The organism is Kouleothrix sp. 19917, assembly GCF_057073505.1.
Genome location: NZ_CP097099.1, coordinates 1,557,030 through 1,575,641 on the forward strand (window position 1 = coordinate 1,557,030; position 18,612 = coordinate 1,575,641).

Here is an 18,612-nt window from a genome sequence, read left to right on the forward strand (position 1 = left end):
GTAGCAGATACTGACGCTGAAAAACGCACGATCTTGCTCGACGCGAAGCGGCGTCCGCTGCAAGCGCGTGTTGGGCGCGGCTTTGGTTCTTGATTAACTAAATTGAGCGAAATATGGCATGAAGATTGTTGCCCCACGCTTTCCTTCTATGGTGTCCGCTATTCTCGATCGCACGATAATGCTTTGTATGCATATTTTGCTGGATGAGTAGGCCTTTGTGAAGGCAAATGTTGTTCCATTGTTTCTCACCTCCGAGTGTAGAAGCAATAATATTTGGAGCTATCGAACCCGGAATATACTGCTGGTCATCCCAGGCAAGCAAAAAACCCAAAGCTTCTGCTAATATGGTGTAATCGTAGGCGAGAATATGGGAGCAGTGGGTTGCGAAATTTGTGAAACGCTTGTCTTGGCTGAGACCCAAGCATCCAGCAGCAGGAACACCAGTAACGTTGTAGAAAGATGTATTCAACACAACGTCTTGTCGAGGGGAATAGTAGTTATTACAGCGTGCATCAGGCGGAATACAATCGGTGTTGATTGTGACGTTATGGTTGAAGGCTGCACCAAGTAAATAGACACTGCGTAAATTGGGGAGGGCTGCGTGTTGGTGGGATAGAGCTTGGCGTATGACTTCTGCTCCCAAGCTGAACCCGATTAGATGATAGAAAACCCCCTGATTTTCTAACTCATTGACCAAAGTACAAAGTTCTTGACCTGCTTGTTTGGCAGCCTGCTGTGACTGCAAAAAATTCGCAACTAATACTTGCGGTGTTGGAGGCAGGCTATCCCAAGCAAATGAGCGTAGATCAAAGCGAAGACTAAAACGCTTAAAGAATTTATTCAAAGATACATGAAATGAAGCTGCATTGTCGCGCCCACCAAAACCATTAATGAAAATGACTTGAGGAATCGATTTCAAAGGGCTAATCTCCTAAAGAGCAGTGTAGCAAGGATTGGTGCTGCTTGCCGCGGCCCAACGGGTTGCGCTTTAGCGGCGCCGCCACTGATTGATGGCTGTTACATTGTAGCAGAAACCGACGCTGAAAAACGCACGATCTCGCTCGACGCGAAGCGGCGTCCGCTGCAAGCGCGTGTTGGGTTGCTGGTTTACAGCACATCATTTGGTACGTTTCCATCCCAGTCCCAATGTTTCAGAAAAGTTTTGTCGGTTAGATCATTGTTATATCGTTCGCGCCATCCATTCATGTCGAACGGTTGACAGGCATCTTTCAACTCGGCAAAGACTTTTCGAAATTGCTCAGTCAGCGCATCTCCATCGGGTAGTGCGGGTGTCACAAAAGTCACTGCCTGCACTCCATTACTTACAAACATTTCGAGGTTTCCGCTACCACTGTAGGGAAATGTTGGAACTTCTCGATGACGCGATATACCAAATGGGAGAAATGGAAGTAGACTAAACGCCTGATGGAGACGATAAATTGAAGTATGAAGCATCTGCTTTTCATCGAGGCAGGAGCCGATTTGAACCGTTACTGAAGGCCAGCGTGGTTTCGCACGAATATCGTAGCCGCGTTCCCAATGCGCAATACGAATAATCGGCTGGAGAAAGTTGGTTTCACGATTCACGGTATTGTCAGTAAAAAGAGCAACTGATTGCTTTGTAAGACCAGGCGCATCCCAAGAGATAAGACGAAGTTCTGGTTCGAGCCATCCAAAATTGTCAATCGTTGGAGGTGGGAGTATTGCGCGAGGGCCATCAAGCAGTTGATTGCCAATGGTGAGAACGCTTTTTGCGCTTTGGTATTGTGTCAAGACGACTCCAAATGATGGTTTTTGGAGGAGGAGTGCTATCGTTGCAACCCAACGGGTTGCGCTTTAGCGGCGCCGCTACTGATTGATGGCAAGCACATTGTAGCAGATACCGGCGCGGAAAATAACCCCGATCTTGCTTGACGCGAAGCGGCGTCCGCTGCAAGCGCGTGTTGGGCGCGAGCTTTGATAAACAGCCGAGCTGAGGCATACGCTAACCACGTTGATGGAATACGAGCAACTGCGCTCAGTTGAATGACGTTGCCTGGAATCACCTCAGCATAACGGGCGCTTGCGCCACGTTGGGTTGAGAAAACGCGACACGGAACCACGCGGCATAACGAGCTTTCATCCCACGCATGGTTGAGAAAGCGCTGCCGCGACCACGTGGAAAAGAACCGGCATTTGTCTGCATCAGGGTTGCGAAATCGTTGACCGGAACCACTTCAGCATAACGAGCCTTCGTACCACGCGGGGTTGCGAAAACGCGGACGGTATCACGCGGCACAACGAGCTTTCCTCCCACGCTCGATTCGTTCCGTCGTGGCTGCACCGCGCTCGTATGGCGAAGCACCATAAAATCACATTTGAGATCGAGACAACCTTGCGTCTAAGACGCGCCCAACGGCTTGCGCTTTAGCGGCGCCGCCACCGATTAATGACAATCACATTGTAGCAGAAACTGGCACTGAAAAACGCACGATCTCGCTCGACGCGAAGCGGCGTCCGCTGCAAGCGCGTGTTGGGCGTGAGCCTCGATAGACAGCCAAACTGAGGCAGACGCCAATCACGCTCCATCGACACGAGCAGCCGCGCTCGGCGGAATCACGCTGACGGAACCACATTCAGCATAACGAGCGCCCATACCACGCAGGGTTGAGACACCTTGGAACGGAATCACGTGGCACAACGGGCTTTCGTACAACCTTGAAGCGCGCCCAACCTTGACCGGAACCACGCCAGCATAACGGGCGCTCACACCACATAGGGTTGGACAAACGTTGACAGTATTACGCGGCACAACGAGCCTTCATCCCACGCTCGATTCGGCTCTTCGTAGCTGCACTGCGTCCTTATCCTAAAAAGACAGAATGCGACCTGCGAGATCAAGACAACCTGCGAAACGAGATGCGCCCAACGGGTTGCGCTTTAGCGACGCCGCCGCAGATTGATGGCAAACACATTGTAGCAGAAACAGACGTTGAAAAACGCACGATCTCGGTCGACGCGAAGCGGCGTCCGCTGCAAGCGCGTGTTCGGCCGCAGCCACGTCGCAGCTTTGACTTTAAAATTGTGGTATTTTTACGCCATCCTCGTCAAGATGCCTCCCAAGCTGATTTCGGCATGCCCGTACTACATCCACTGCTTCTATAGTGCGCTGCAATACAGCTTCTTGAGTTGTATCGAGACGCAGTTGTTGGCGAAGCAGATTGATCTGACCATACATGCTCGATATGACAGTGCGCAGTGCGCTCGCAATTGAGATGAGGATTTCTGTGGCAGTGGTTGCAGCTCCTGACCACTGATTGTGGTACCAATCAATAATTGCCTGAGGTGTGCCAGTATCAATGGAGTGGCGGAGTTCAATGGCTTGTTGTGATGATGTACTACTGATAGCGGCAAGCATGTCTTGATTCAGGAGCATGTGGATCACCTGACGATACAGTTCAGGATTGTCACGACTCTCAACAGCTTGTATTTGAGCTATTTGCCAATGAACGGTATGCTCGACGGCCGCAATAACACGCAAAAAGGAGAGCAAGATAATCGCATCATGCTCTTTCAGGATCGCTTGCTCAAATACTTGTTTCGTATCGAAGAGTGTCATTTGGAACCAGCACTTTGTGGTGAGTGATGCTATACCAGTACGCTCAGAATGACTGACTCCGGTATTGAAGAATTGTGATGGCTGACGGCCGAACGGGTTGCGCTTTAGCGGCGCCGCCACTGAAAATGGCTGCCACATTGTAGCAGAAATTGGCGCTGAAAAACGCATGATCTTGCTCGACGCGAAGCGGCGTCCGCTGCAAGCGCGTGTTGGGCCGGGAGTTGGCGGAGCGACGAGCAATGCATAAGTCTACAGAGAGCAAACCAATCTATCGACTGTAGTAATTCAACTCCGAATGGTTTGCTATTCCGAGCGCAACAAGGAATCTCACTACGCAGCCCTGCCAGACCCATCCACCTCGCTTTGCTCCGGTCGGGGTGACACCATTTAATACTGCGCCACTACCTGAGCCGCCGATAGGCGAAGATGCTAGCTTCGGTTAGTATAATTTATCTGAGATCGAAAATGAGAGTAGACTAGTGGTTCCGTTTGTACTTTCGGTCCAATAGGGGAAAATTGAAGTCCTGCTTCTTTATATAGTCCTTTATAATCTTCTCTTATTAGTTCCAAAATTCCGCGAGCGCCAGCCTGTTCGCCACCTGCAAAGCGCACTACTTGAAGCACAATGGCTTCAACATAACTTCCTTGCCCAAACCTCTCGTCCATTTGCGAATGCGAATCAGATTTGTCAGTTAGGTCAGCTTCTACTAGCATCTCTCTATATTGTTCATATGGAATTCTATGAGGATAAAATGACAGAATGAGATCCGCCATAGGAAGAAGCCCATATTGTTCTGCAGGCTGTCCAGGCTCATCTACAGCGATGAATATACTAGTAGCACCCTCACCTGTTAAAAATTCTATTATACCGGGTATAAATATGTTCTCTTTTGCGCATAGGGGAAATCGGCTGGCAATTTGATCTACACTATTAAAAAGAACCGTCAATTTATTACCGTCTTTGACAAGCCTCTTTACGCTGATAAACACTCTATGAAAAAACTCCTCTGGTGTGATGGATCCAGGATGAAAATAAAGGATTTCTAGTTTATTAGACTCTTCGAGATCTCTTCTAGAAATATCGCTATCATTGAATTCTGTGTTAATAATATTGTCAAGTGTTTTTGCCGTCATATTCTCATCATCTCTTAAGGAAATTATAAGAGCAGCTTCTTTCCGCTCTTTAGGAGAGCGTCTTTGAATAATCCGATTTAATAAGTGTAAATACCCAAAATGGCTTTTGTGCCCCCCTCTAGTGCCAATGAATGCAGTACAACGTCCCTCTGGGATGCCATTTTCCAAAACGCCTTTGAGCACAGGTTTTGTCTGCGCGTAGGTTACATCTATATTAGAAGATTGCCTCTTATATAAAGAAAGATAATAATGAATAGAAGGATAGATAAAAATCCCCCCTTCTTTTCTATAAGGATGATATCTCCGTAGTTCTCCATGAATTTGCGAACCTTGAGATAAATATGAGTGCTGAAATACGGGTATTTGAGGCATTTCATACACTTTCAATTGATGCTTGCCCCATACATGGCTTTGGTATCGAGCCTTTACTATTTCAATAGTTCGAATATAATAATCTGTCTGATTTGTATAATCTAGACGCACTACAAAGTCACAAGCATACTCCCAAAGAGCATAATTACCATTACTGCTAGTTGAATCGATGACAAAAATCACTAGCTTACTCCCGGCAGATGTGATAGAATCATAAAATTGATGAAATAGTTCAACTTTATCTGCCCCTGGGACTATGTTAAGACTATCAATCACAACAATATCAGGCGCGAAGCCGGAAAGATAATTATTCTCAAGCCGCTTCTCTAGATCTTCCTTTGCTCCATTAACTATTTGCTTCAAGAGGTTAGCACTCTTTATACGACGTTTGGAGAGAAGATTCTGCAAGGCAATTCGATCTCTTCCATAAACAGAGACGTATCCGCCTCCCCGAGACATCAATTCACTCTGCTCTGCGTGATAATAAACCATAAACTGCCGTACATAATCATACCCGAACCGCTCGGCATTAGAGATTAACCTGTCCGTATCTTGATCTAGCGAGATATATAAAGAGCGCAGGGCATCAAGATTCTTAAGTTCATTTCGCGCTAACCTATAACACATTTCTAATACTAAAGAGGTCTTTCCACTCCCTGGAGGGCCTGCAACTACCATTGTTAGCGGGCGGTTCCCTTCAAATGGCAAATACAATCCATCTCGTAAAAGCTCATCAAACCAAGCGAATGTCGACGGCACATTGTTACTCTGCATTTGAGATGGTGCTTTATGCGCAGGCGCAAACGGTCGCTGTTCTTCTGCACTAGATGGCAAATACCAAAAAGCTTGAGATACGTTCGTGCGATACAGCCTGAACTGTTCTTGGCTGTCACTACGATGAAGCGAAGCCAACTGCTGCCCTAATAATGTCTCGATATTGCTTAATCTCGCCTCAAGAGATGAGGTCTGTGATGTTGATGAGTCATCGCTAAGGGCTGCGTTTTCGATTTCGAGGGCTTTTATTTGCTTTTGGATCTCTTCTATCTCAGTATGGACGTGAGGGAGTGCATGAAATCCTTGATTTGCTGCTTGTACTCTTAATAGATGCAGCCTTTTTCTGTGTGCTTCTCGTATCTCGGCGATATTGTTCTTTTCTTCTTGCTCATTCATAGATACTATTAACCTCTGTGACCATGAGTTGTTACTACTATAACAGCCTTAGTTCTTTTGAGTACCAAAGGAGCTCAAACAGATTATAACATATATTCAAAAACAGGGCGGTGCCACAGATATATTTGCCAGGCACAAGGTTTTGGTTCACAACCGACCCAACGGGTTGGCGTTCAGTTGCCGCGAGCGCAGACACAAACTTTTTTAAAAAGCACTGATCTCGTGCGCGAAGCGGTCAACTGCAACGCCGTGTTGGGCCGACTTACTCTTAGAATAGTTCAATATGAGTGGATTTGTCTGTATTAATGAATTTGAAGATTGAACAATCTTTAACTCTCATGCTCAGCATCAGAACGGGCTCTTTCGAGCCGATTTATAAAATTATGAAGTGTCCGCTGAGTAAAATGTCCAAATCGATCATTCCCAATCGTAAGAACTTTCCGAAGGTCTTCTGGATTTGGTTTTCTTATCTGACTGCACCATCCAATAGCAGATTCACGATCTAAATAGATTGCACGTTCTAGTTTTTTAATTACTGAGATACATTTGTTCCATTGAAGTTTTGCGTATTTATCATCGTTAGATATTGTTGTATTCAAGTTTTCATTATTCGCAATTTCACCTATTATGTTTAGCTCTGCATGGATTAACGCCCCTAATTCCCTCACTGCGAGTGCTGCTCTAACAACTGACTCAATAGACTGAGCTTCCTCTATTGGCATACCTAATCGCAACCGTAATAATTCTAGTCGGGCGCTTCCGGCATAGGAAGCAATTCCCTGAGGAGTATCCAATGTTTCTGCTACTGCAACACGATATTCTACCTCAGCGAGTGACTCCTCGGCTTGAACTGATATAGTTTGCAAACGAGCAATCTCAGCTTCACGTTCTTTTATTTGCTGGCTAATATCCTCTATTTGCATCAGTATATGTGGGTCGGTTTCAATTCCCTTAGTAACATGGTTATGTTCTAGCAGGCGCCGACGGCGGCGCAACGCCTTTACCATTTGACGCTGATGCTCAAGCTCTTCAATTAACTCACTTTCATCGAGCGACATCGTATATCCTGTTCGTTCTAGAAATAGAAAAGTGCTGCTTCAAGATTTACTCTTATAAGTGACATGTGCTAATTTTTTGGCTTCTCGCGGCGGCCCAACGGGTTGCCCATCAGTTGCGCCGCCACAGATATATCGGTACGGGCTTCGGGCCGATGCTGTGTTTCAAAAACGCCCCGATCTTGTGGCCGCGCAGCGGCGTCAACTGCATGGGGGTGTTCGGCGGCAGTTCGCTTCCTGGTTTTAGGCTAGCGATCCTCAACCTGTGGTTGCTGTATCAAGGTGCGGATGGTTTCGCGGGTAACGTTGGCCAAATCCTGTGGGTATCTAGGTATCCCAGATGCGAGACGTTTGTCAGCGACATCGAGTAATCCAAGCGCAGCAACTGGACTGGCTTGTGTGAGACACAGCGTGATCTCTTGCGCAATGGCGGGATAGAGGCGCTCAAAATGCCGTCGTGTATCGAAAGTATTGCGCATCGTTGGATCTTGTGGAGGAATGTATCGATGAATCAGGGTCAAAAGATTATTGACTGCCAAGAAAGAGATGTAATCTTGGCTGCTCAATACCTCGCCGCGAAAATGTCTTTGGACACCAACCAAGAGTTGTAGGAAGAAATAATTGAATATCTTTGTATCTGGTACAGCGTCGTGCTCCGCACGGACTGACGTGAGGGTCTGCGCGTGAATACGCTGCATATCTATGGTAATAGTCGCTTTGTCAAAGAGCACCTCATAGCGATCTGTCTTGCCATTCTGCATCTGATCGCGATCGAATACCGCAAACTCAACACTATGTCCGGTTTGATAGAGCACCGTATAATACTGCGTTCCTTGGCGAAAGGGAAGAATGATATCCTGGGCGTTTGGAAGCCAGGAGAGGTCAGTAAGAAAGTATTCTTGAGCACCCGTTTGCGTGATGATCCAGAAGTCGTGATCCGACCACTGGTCACGCCGTATAGGCTCGGCCATTGAGCCAAGAGCAACGAGGCCAAGTACCCGATCGTCTGCTACAAGGCGCTGGTGTAAGGTCTGGGTGAATTGTTCGTAGGTGCGCTGATCCATATCGATAGCCTTAGACACTGCGGAAGTTAAACGCCTTCCACCGCTGCATTTTAGCAGATCCTTGCAAGGATGGTGATCGGATGACAGCCGCCGAACGGGTTGCGCTTTAGCGGCGCCGCTACTGATTGATGGCAAGCACATTGTAGCAGATACCGGCGCGGAAAATAACCCCGATCTTGCTTGACGCGAAGCGGCGTCCGCTGCAAGCGCGTGTTGGGCGCGAGCTTTGATAAACAGCCGAGCTGAGGCATACGCTAACCACGTTGATGGAATACGAGCAACTGCGCTCAGTTGAATGACGTTGCCTGGAATCACCTCAGCATAACGGGCGCTTGCGCCACGTTGGGTTGAGAAAACGCGACACGGAACCACGCGGCATAACGAGCTTTCATCCCACGCATGGTTGAGAAAGCGCTGCCGCGACCACGTGGAAAAGAACCGGCATTTGTCTGCATCAGGGTTGCGAAATCGTTGACCGGAACCACTTCAGCATAACGAGCCTTCGTACCACGCGGGGTTGCGAAAACGCGGACGGTATCACGCGGCACAACGAGCTTTCCTCCCACGCTCGATTCGTTCCGTCGTGGCTGCACCGCGCTCGTATGGCGAAGCACCATAAAATCACATTTGAGATCGAGACAACCTTGCGTCTAAGACGCGCCCAACGGCTTGCGCTTTAGCGGCGCCGCCACTGATTGATGGCTGTTACATTGTAGCAGAAACCGACGCTGAAAAACGCACGATCTCGCTCGACGCGAAGCGGCGTCCGCTGCAAGCGCGTGTTGGGTTGCTGGTTTACAGCACATCATTTGGTACGTTTCCATCCCAGTCCCAATGTTTCAGAAAAGTTTTGTCGGTTAGATCATTGTTATATCGTTCGCGCCATCCATTCATGTCGAACGGTTGACAGGCATCTTTCAACTCGGCAAAGACTTTTCGAAATTGCTCAGTCAGCGCATCTCCATCGGGTAGTGCGGGTGTCACAAAAGTCACTGCCTGCACTCCATTACTTACAAACATTTCGAGGTTTCCGCTACCACTGTAGGGAAATGTTGGAACTTCTCGATGACGCGATATACCAAATGGGAGAAATGGAAGTAGACTAAACGCCTGATGGAGACGATAAATTGAAGTATGAAGCATCTGCTTTTCATCGAGGCAGGAGCCGATTTGAACCGTTACTGAAGGCCAGCGTGGTTTCGCACGAATATCGTAGCCGCGTTCCCAATGCGCAATACGAATAATCGGCTGGAGAAAGTTGGTTTCACGATTCACGGTATTGTCAGTAAAAAGAGCAACTGATTGCTTTGTAAGACCAGGCGCATCCCAAGAGATAAGACGAAGTTCTGGTTCGAGCCATCCAAAATTGTCAATCGTTGGAGGTGGGAGTATTGCGCGAGGGCCATCAAGCAGTTGATTGCCAATGGTGAGAACGCTTTTTGCGCTTTGGTATTGTGTCAAGACGACTCCAAATGATGGTTTTTGGAGGAGGAGTGCTATCGTTGCAACCCAACGGGTTGGCGTTCAGTTGCCGCGAGCGCCGCACAAACTTCCCTCAAAAACACCGATCTCGCGCGCGAAGCGGTCAACTGCAACGCCGTGTTGGGCGTGAACTTCGATAGAAAGCCGAATGGAAGCATGAGACGCCGACGTTGATGCGACACGAGCAACTACGCTCGGCGGAATCACGTTGACCGGAACCACATTCAGCACAACGAGCGCCCATACCACGCAGGGTTGAGAAAGCGTTGACTGGAATCACGTTCAGCACCACGAGCTTTTGTACCACGTTGATATGCGTCAAACGTTGAATGGAACCACAATCAGCATAACGAGCACTCGCACCACGCGGGGTTGAGCAAACGCTGACGGTATCACGCGGCACAACGGGCGTTCATCCCACGCTCGATTCGTTCTTTCGGAGTTGCACTGCGTTCTTCTGCCGAAAAGACAGAAAGCGACCTGTGAAATCAAGACAACCTGCGAAACGAGAGACGCCCAACGGGTTGCGCTTTAGCGGCGCCGCCACTAATAAAATGGTACTGGCTTCGGGCCGATTCTATGGTTCAAAAAAGCCTCGATCTCGCGGACGCGGAGCGGCGTCGGTTGCATGGGCGGGTTGGGCCGCGCCGTAGAAACAGTAACACGTTACGGTTGAGACTTTCGGCATTTAGGCATACGAAGATGTTGTGGGTTGGATAATCAGGGCAAGATGGATAAAAAGGCCCAGAGCGTTTACCCCGCTGTGATTGTTCGATGAGGAAATACACCATCCGTAAGTGCGCGCCATAGGCCAAAACCGATAAGCAGGAGGCTAAGGGCAGTTATAAGGATAGGCATACCTAAGGCGAAATCGTTAATTTCGCGCCCATTGACAGCATAGGTTAGCCGCCACCTGTCTTTATCGATGACTGTGCCGGGTGGAAGATTCAGATTTTGCATTATGGAACTGTCGGCATATCCGGCGACATAGCGATACGGTGTGCTGCTATTCTGAGCCTGAAGGAGATAGATCGTGTTGCAGCGCAGCGAGTTGGATGGATCGGAACATTCGACGGTACGTTGGATGACTCGCCCATGTACTTCGATTTGGGCACGAGCGAGTACGGGCAGAAGTGCCAAGCACAGTAGTGGAATGCCCCAAATCAGAGCAAGAATGATCGATAAGCGCGGAAGATGAAGCTGGAACGAAGGAGTTGTCATGTCAGTGTTCGGTTGTACATTTACGCAATTGTGATCATTATACCAGAGCCAGAAAGAGCGGGGGTGAGCGGCCCAACGGCATGCGCATCAGCCGCGCCGCGCCGATAGATCGGGAATCCAATCGAGCAAAAACCAGCAGCCAAAAAAGCTCCGATCTCGCTCGACGCGTAGCGGCGTCGGACTGCATGCGCGGGTTGGGCGTGAGCTTTGATAAACAGCCGAATGGAAGCATGAGACGCCGACGTTGATGCGACACGAGCAACTGCGCTCGGCGGAACCACGCTGACTTGAACCACATTCAGCACCACGAGCGTTCGTACCACGCAGGGTTGAGACAACCTGGAACAGGACCACACTCAGCACCACGAGCCTTCGTACCACGCTCCTTTGCGGCAAACGTTGAACGGAACCACAATCAGTACAACGCGGGCGCTTGTACCACGCGGGGTTGAGACAGCGCAACACGGAACCACACGGCACAACGGGCCTTTATGCCACGCTCGATTCGGTTCTTCGTGGATGCACTGCGTTCTTCTGCCGAAAAGACAGAAAACGACCTGTGAGATCAAGACAACCTGCGAAACGAAAGACGCCCAACGGGTTGCGCTTTAGCGGCGCCGCCACCGATTGATGGCAAGCACATTGTAGCAGATACGAGCGCTAAAAAACGCCCGATCTCGCTCGACGCGAAGCGGCGTCCGCTGCAAGCGCGTGTTGGGTTGCACGATTTGTAAGCCGTTTGTTTGAGAAAGCCACACGGCTGAGCGTCGGACGTGTTATGGACTATTTGATTTTGATGGATGCTCTTGTTCCTGCACTTCGTCCTCATCATCGTCTTCATCAACCGACCAGAACTCGAAGCCAATAGTCAAATCAAGTGCTGCCAAGCGCGCCATATTACGCGGTGAGAGCATTGGCCCACCCGTCCCGCCGTCTCGACACCACAAACAAAATACGTCCATCTGATATCCTTCGGCTTGCAAAGCTGCGAGTGTTGCCGCGTGTGGTTCCAGGTGATCGAGAAGCCAATCTAGATGCCGGCGTACATCGCGAGAGGTGAGAATACCATCGGTGTCAAAGCCCCAAATACCACTACGGGCTGGAATTTGGCGAGAGCCCCGTGGCGTTCCTTTGCTCCAAGACCAGGAGGGAGTAAGCCCCAGCGTGTGTGAAATCACGACAGGGTCAAGCGAAGGATGCATAATGCGAAAGGCAGCTGAGGTTTCTTTACAGGTGCCATAATCGTCGTCATACGAATCAGACATACATATCTCAGCACAGTTGTAAGGCTATCTTTCAGCTACAGAAGTGAGCGTACATTGTTTGATGAGCCGCATCAGAGTGCGACCCAACGGGTTGGCGTTCAGTTGCCGCGAGCGCTCTGCTCAGGCTTCTCTCAAAAAAGGCGCGATCTTGCGCGCGAAGCGGTCAACTGCAACGCCGTGTTGGACGGCGGCTCATAGTTGCAGAGCGCTAGGCAGGTTTTGTAAAGAGTTGCGGCGCAAATCGTCGGAGATCATGCGCTAACGCACTCTGGTCGGAATATTGAAAGATAAAGAGCGGTATACGACGCGTCGTATACAGATCGCGTTGATGCAGCGGACTGATGTAGGTTGCAGCAGGCCGGTGTAATAGCAGTGATGGCAACCCACTGCCATGCGTGATTTCTTGGACATTGCTCCAAGTCGTCTTGATGGTTATCCCATGGCCATAGTATTCGAGCCCTTTGGGGGACAGCATCAAATATGCGGTTCTTTTCAGGTGTCGCGCGACCCAGAATGCAATCAGAATAACGAGCAGAAGAACAAGCGAGATCGTGATTGTTCCTGTGGAAATAACGCCTTGTTGCTTGAGATCATTGCGTATCGCGACAATTGGAATCAGCGCAAAGAGTGGTACGAGCAGTGCCACAATGTACACGGCAACTTGGTTAAATACCTGGGGTTCGTGATAGATTGTACACGTCTCGCCGGTTGCAGCTGGGTGGGAGGCGGTCATGATTTGCTCTGCTGTATTGATGACGTCGCTCTGTCCCATTATACGACTTGCCGACCCTTCGAGTTACAGAGAAAGAGAATAGATGAATGACAATACTGCACCTTGTTCAGAGTGGTGTTGATGGCCGCCGTCCAACGGGTTGGCGTTCAGTTGCCGCGAGCGCTCTGCTCAGGCTTCTCTCAAAAAAGGCGCGATCTTGCGCGCGAAGCGGTCAACTGCAACGCCGTGTTGGGCGAACGCGCTTGTTTGCCGACCACGGTGTTGCTGCCGCAATCATACCACGTTTCATTTGCTGCTGCGTTTGGTTTATGGCTGCGCAACGAGGCGGGCGCAAGGCAGGCGAGTGCTCGCAGCGGTGCTTGTGCCCGCTTCATTGCGCCTGCGCACGCGAACGGCGTTGATCTGCTGACAGCGGGAGCGTTCCGCGTGGCGCGCAGCACGAGATTTCTGGAAGCGACCGTTCGTTTTGCGCGCCGCGCGGTTCGCGACCGAACAACGTATCCGCTCATACGGTGAGTGCGCGAAGATCTGTTGTGTGCCCAAGACGAGAAGGAATTTGCACCTGCAAATTCGAATAATGCACCTGCCGAAAAGGAATTTGCACCTGCAAATTCGAATAATGCACCTGCCGAAAAGGAATTTGCACCTGCCAAAAAGCGTTGCGAGGCGCGTCTGAGGCATCAAACGAAACTGGTGAAAGAGCGGGGAAGCAGAGCAAAAATGGGGATGGTCAGGAAGTGATGAGCAAGGTGCACACGAGGCTGACGAGCGAAACCGGCAAGGCAAAAACATACCTATGGAGGTATATGCTCAGTGCAAAAGAAAGGCAGGCGACTTGAAACAGAAATGATGAGGCGATGGACTGGACTCAAAAATGTGATCAGGATAGCGTTCGCCCAACGGGTTGCGCTTTAGCGGCGCCGCCACCGATAAATGGCAACCACATTGTAGCAGAAACTGACGCGGAAAATGCCTACGATCTCGCTCGACGCGAAGCGGCGTCCGCTGCAAGCGCGTGTTGGGCGCGAGCTTTGATAAACAGCCAAGTCGAAGCATGAACCGACCACGCGAAAGCGATACGAACAACTGCGCTGGGCGGAACCACGCTAACTGTAACCACCGCAGCATAACGGGCCTTCGTATCACGCATGGTTGAGACAGCGTTGACGGAATCACGTTCAGCACCACGAGCGTTCGTATCGCTTTACTATGCGCCAAACGCTGACTGGAACCACTTCCAGCACAACGAGCGCTCGCACCACGCAGGGTTGAGAAAACGCTGACTGGAACTACGCGGCACAACGGGCCTTTATCTCGCGCTCGATTCGTTGCTTCGTTGTTACATAGCTTTCTTTTGCCAAGGCGACATAACGCGCTATTCAAGAGCGAGACAACTTCAGAAACGAGACGCGCCCAACGGGTTGGCGTTCAGTTGCCGCGAGCGCTGCAATGACCTCTCTAAAAAACACCGATCTTGAGCGCGAAGCGGTCAACTGCAACGCCGTGTTAGCCTGCGGCTACGTTTTTGCATTGCCCTGAAACAATATACTGACTTCTATGCGCAGTGTTAAAGATTATTCTGGCAGTTCAGCCCCACTAGAAAGGCATAAATTTGAACAACTGACTTTAGGACTTGGCGCAGAAGTAGTATAGTTGAGAAACACTTTACCGGTTTTACCTTTGCCGGGCTCCTCCTGGCCATCTTATTCGGTGATTATCAGGCAACGCCGAGCAACCTTACTTTTGGGCATATGGCACACATTGCTCAAACAAATCCGCTAGCGTAAGTGCCGGTTTCGTTGTCGCTCGATAGCTGAGAGTACCGAGAAAAGTCCGCAACAAACCTTCAAGTTCAGCTTGGTACATAGCTGGGTCGTCGGCCAACCCAATTGTTACTCGTTGACGGGTCGTAGAGAGACTGAGCTTCCGTCCGAGCGCATCATATCCAACATACTCATTATTCTCGACATCAATAGGTTCGAGATACCGCTCGGCGCTCTGCACCGTCGTAAAAATCATCACATCGCCATGCTCATTTATGAGGATAGGAAGTTCGGGTGTTGGCAGGGCATGCTCCGAGTGATTGGAATAAGGTTCAGACATGAGTTCGCCTAATTTCGGCTGGCTGCGTTCGGATATGTGATATAACAGATGACCTATTCACTCGTTTGCATCATACCGCACAGGCTCGTGATTGAGTTGACGTGTGATGAGCCGCGGGCTAACGGGTTGCGCTTTAGCGGCGCCGCCACCGATTGATGGCAACCACATTGTAGCAGATACTGGCGCGGAAAATAACACCGATCTCGCTCGACGCGAAGCGGCGTCCGCTGCAAGCGCGTGTTGGGCGTGAACTTCGATAGAAAGCCAAACTGAAGCATGAGCCACAGACCTTGAAGCGACACGAGCAGCTGCGCTCAGCGGAATCACGTTGACCGGAACCACATTCAGCACAACGAGCCTTCATTCCACGCAGGGTTGCGAATGCCTTGAACGGAACCACGCGGCATAACAAGCTTTTGAATCAACTTGAAATGAGCGAGACGTTGCCCGGAATCACACCAGCACCACGAGCACTCGCACCACGCGGGGTTGAGAAAACGCTGACTGGAATCACGCGGCACAACGGGCGTTCATTCCACGCTCGATTCGTTCCTTCGTGGTTGCACTGCTTTTTTATGCCGAAAAGACAGAAAGCGACCTGCGAGATCAAGACAACCTGCGAAACGAGACACGCCCAACGGGTTGCGCTTTAGCGGCGCCGCTGCAATAAATGGCAACACATTGTAACAGAAACTGACGCTGAAAAATGCCCGATCTCGCTCGACGCGAAGCGGCGTCCGCTGCAAGCGCGTGTTGGACGGTACGCGCGTATGCGATGTCTACACGACCGCATCGAGTGTCTGTGCCAGCATTGGATGCTGAAAAAGCCGCCCTTCACTGGTAGGAAACTGGAGCGTGCTGAATTCTTGCTGAGCAAGCTCGCGTCCGAGCCAGACGTATGCTTGTTTTGGTTGCAAGTTCAGCGCGAGATCATACCCCGCAACAAGCTCCAAATGCGTCAAGTCCTCGGGTGTCAATCGCTTGGGATGAACAATAATATGTGGATGCAACCGTGGATATGGTAGTTTCAATGCGCGAAGTCCATGCTGAATAATCGCTTCTGCCGCTGAGTAATTGCTTATCCACAGGCGCGGATGAGAGAATGGCGCGACCAGACGATAACGCTGAGGATTTTCAGCTATGACGCTGTGTGCGAGTGCTCCCACAGCACGAATGTCATTTTCGCCTTCGACAGCAAGATATGGCTGATCGGAATAGGCTTCTGCTCGCTGTGATGAGCGAATTGAGATATGCTCGGCATCGAAACAAATGTAAAGGATATGTCGATGAAAACGCATAAGGAAATTCAATTCTGAACGTATGTCATTGAGCATCGATTATAGCACGAGAATTGTCGCTGTTCTCTTTCCGAGAAATGGCTAGGATTGTGTAGCGGTACCGTCCAACGGGTTGCGCTTTAGCGGCGCCGCCACTGATTGATGGCAGTCACATTGTAGCAGACACTGGCGCTGAAAAACGCACGATCTCGCACGACGCGAAGCGGCGTCCGCTGCAAGCGCGTGTTGGGCGTGAACTTCGATAGAAAGCCAAACTGAGGCAGACGCCAATCACGCTCCATCGACACGAGCAACTGTGCTTGGCGGAATCACGCTGACCGGAACCACTTCAGCACAATGAGCTTTTGTGCCACGTAGGGTTGAGAAAGCACTGACCGGAATCACACTCAGCACCACGCGCGTTCGTATCACGTTGAAATGTGCCAAGCGTTGAACGGAACCACGTTCAGTACAACGGGCGCTCGTACCACGCAGGGTTGAGCAAGCGCGACACGGAATCACGTGGCACAACGAGCCTTCATCCCACGCTCGATTCGGTTCTTCGTGGATGCACTGCTTTTTTATGCCGAAAAGACAGAAAGCGACCTGCGAGATCAAGACAACCTGCGAAATGAGATGCGCCCAACGGGTTGGCGTTCAGTTGCCGCAAGCGCGCTGCTCAGGCTTCTATCAAAAACACCGATCTCGTGCGCGAAGCGGTCAACTGCAACGCCGTGTTAGCTTGCCGTCGTTTACACTCTGCATATGCTTTTATGCCATATCCTCAAAGAGCGCCTTTACATCGCAAGTAAAACCAGGGAGCAGTGTCGGTGCATCAAGCGTATCATCACGACTGTATGTTCGGGCAAGACCATCGGGTGTATGCGCCACCACTTCTTGAGTTCGTGGGTAGATGACCCAAACCAGCGGCGTTCCAGCGGTCAGATAATCGCGCACTTTTTCACGCACATCCTCAGCTGTTTCATTCGGTGAGACAACCTCAACGGCCAAATCAGGGGAGATTGTCCAAAAGCCTTCGGGTATACCAGTTGAAGGAATGCGCTCGGCGCGGATATAAAAAACATCAGGACCGCGAACCGTATCAGGAGCGCGTTTTAACAGAAAGCCAGATTCGACACCGATACAGCCAGGATGTCCATTTTTCGCCCAGAGACGGAGAAGCATGCTGAGGATTGCTGCAATCAAGCCGTGGCGTCCACCAGGTGGCATGGTCTCGTACACCTCTCCACGCACTAAAGCGCGCTGCATGCCATTCTCCGGGAGCAGCCAGTATTCCTGTGCCGTAAGCAGTTGACGATCAATAATAGTCATGCCCAAGCTCTCCGTGTGAATGGATCATCGATATCATTGTAGGCATGCTACCATAGCAAATAGGGTGATGCAATCGCGTGCGATGTGTGGTGCCTTATGAATGTGTGAAACGACGATGCTGTTGATGGATGGCGAGCTAACGGGTTGCGCTTTAGCGGCGCCGCCACTGATTGATGGCAGTCACATTGTAGCAGACACTGGCGCTGAAAAACGCACGATCTCGCACGACGCGAAGCGGCGTCCGCTGCAAGCGCGTGTTGGGCGTGAACTTCGATAGAAAGCCAAACTGAGGCAGACGCCAATCACGCTCCATCGACACGAGCAACTGTGCTTGGCGGAATCACGCTGACCGGAACCACTTCAGCACAATGAGCTTTTGTGCCACGCAGGGTTGAGAAAGCACTGACCGGAATCACACTCAGCACCACGCGCGTTCGTATCACGTTGAAATATGCCAAGCGTTGAACGGAACCACGTTCAGTACAACGGGCGCTCGTACCACGCGGGGTTGAGAAGGCGTTGACTGGAATCACGCGGCACAACGGGCGTTCATTCCACGCTCGATTCGTTCCTTCGTGGTTGCACTGCTTTTTTATGCCGAAAAGACAGAAAGCGACCTGCGAGATCAAGACAACCTGCGAAATGAGATGCGCCCAACGGGTTGCGCTTTAGCGGCGCCGCCACCGATAAATAGCTATCACATTGTAGCAGATACTGACGCTGAAAAACGCACGATCTTGCTCGACGCGAAGCGGCGTCCGCTGCAAGCGCGTGTTGGGTTGCACGATTTGTAAGCCGTTTGTTTG

At 50.4% G+C, this 18,612-nt stretch carries 13 protein-coding genes; 1 reads left to right on the forward strand and 12 read right to left on the reverse strand.

Annotated features, from left to right (window positions below):
- Positions 1-97: 97 nt before the first annotated feature.
- The 9 genes from M1P90_RS06365 to M1P90_RS06405 form a co-directional block, all read right to left on the reverse strand.
- Positions 98-919: a hypothetical protein gene (locus tag M1P90_RS06365; protein ID WP_483701788.1), complete on the reverse strand. Its 822-nt coding sequence runs from the start codon at positions 917-919 to the stop codon at positions 98-100.
- Positions 920-1,107: 188 nt separating this feature from the next.
- Complete coding sequence (locus M1P90_RS06370) at positions 1,108-1,773, reverse strand: hypothetical protein (protein WP_483701789.1); 666 nt, start codon at positions 1,771-1,773, stop codon at positions 1,108-1,110.
- Positions 1,774-3,055: 1,282 nt separating this feature from the next.
- Positions 3,056-3,766, reverse strand: a complete 711-nt coding sequence (locus tag M1P90_RS06375; protein ID WP_483701790.1) for a hypothetical protein — start codon at positions 3,764-3,766, stop codon at positions 3,056-3,058.
- A gap of 261 nt (positions 3,767-4,027) precedes the next feature.
- Complete coding sequence (locus M1P90_RS06380; protein ID WP_483701791.1) at positions 4,028-6,274, reverse strand: ATPase domain-containing protein; 2,247 nt, start codon at positions 6,272-6,274, stop codon at positions 4,028-4,030.
- 329 nt (positions 6,275-6,603) lie between these two features.
- Positions 6,604-7,332, reverse strand: a complete 729-nt coding sequence (locus tag M1P90_RS06385) for a hypothetical protein (protein WP_483701792.1) — start codon at positions 7,330-7,332, stop codon at positions 6,604-6,606.
- 245 nt (positions 7,333-7,577) lie between these two features.
- Positions 7,578-8,393 carry a hypothetical protein gene (locus M1P90_RS06390; RefSeq protein ID WP_483701793.1) on the reverse strand — a complete coding sequence of 272 codons (816 nt, stop codon included), beginning with the start codon at positions 8,391-8,393 and terminating at the stop codon, positions 7,578-7,580.
- Positions 8,394-9,188: 795 nt separating this feature from the next.
- Entirely contained in the window at positions 9,189-9,854 is a 666-nt protein-coding gene (locus M1P90_RS06395) for a hypothetical protein (RefSeq protein ID WP_483701789.1), read from the reverse strand.
- 2,018 nt (positions 9,855-11,872) lie between these two features.
- Positions 11,873-12,361 (reverse strand): DUF4279 domain-containing protein, encoded by a 489-nt coding sequence (locus M1P90_RS06400; RefSeq protein ID WP_483701794.1) that lies wholly within the window; start codon positions 12,359-12,361, stop codon positions 11,873-11,875.
- A gap of 208 nt (positions 12,362-12,569) precedes the next feature.
- A complete protein-coding gene (locus M1P90_RS06405; protein ID WP_483701795.1) occupies positions 12,570-13,133 on the reverse strand; it encodes a hypothetical protein in 564 nt (187 codons plus the stop codon).
- Positions 13,134-13,214: 81 nt separating this feature from the next.
- Between M1P90_RS06405 and M1P90_RS06410 the strand changes: the two genes are divergently transcribed.
- Positions 13,215-13,610, forward strand: a complete 396-nt coding sequence (locus M1P90_RS06410) for a hypothetical protein (protein WP_483701796.1) — start codon at positions 13,215-13,217, stop codon at positions 13,608-13,610.
- Between the two features lie 1,221 nt (positions 13,611-14,831).
- Here the strand turns inward: M1P90_RS06410 and M1P90_RS06415 are convergent.
- From M1P90_RS06415 to M1P90_RS06425, 3 genes are all read right to left on the reverse strand, one after another.
- Positions 14,832-15,197 (reverse strand): hypothetical protein, encoded by a 366-nt coding sequence (locus M1P90_RS06415; protein ID WP_483701797.1) that lies wholly within the window; start codon positions 15,195-15,197, stop codon positions 14,832-14,834.
- Positions 15,198-15,976: 779 nt separating this feature from the next.
- Entirely contained in the window at positions 15,977-16,495 is a 519-nt protein-coding gene (locus M1P90_RS06420; protein ID WP_483701798.1) for a hypothetical protein, read from the reverse strand.
- A gap of 750 nt (positions 16,496-17,245) precedes the next feature.
- A complete protein-coding gene (locus tag M1P90_RS06425; protein WP_483701799.1) occupies positions 17,246-17,806 on the reverse strand; it encodes a Uma2 family endonuclease in 561 nt (186 codons plus the stop codon).
- Positions 17,807-18,612: the final 806 nt, after the last annotated feature.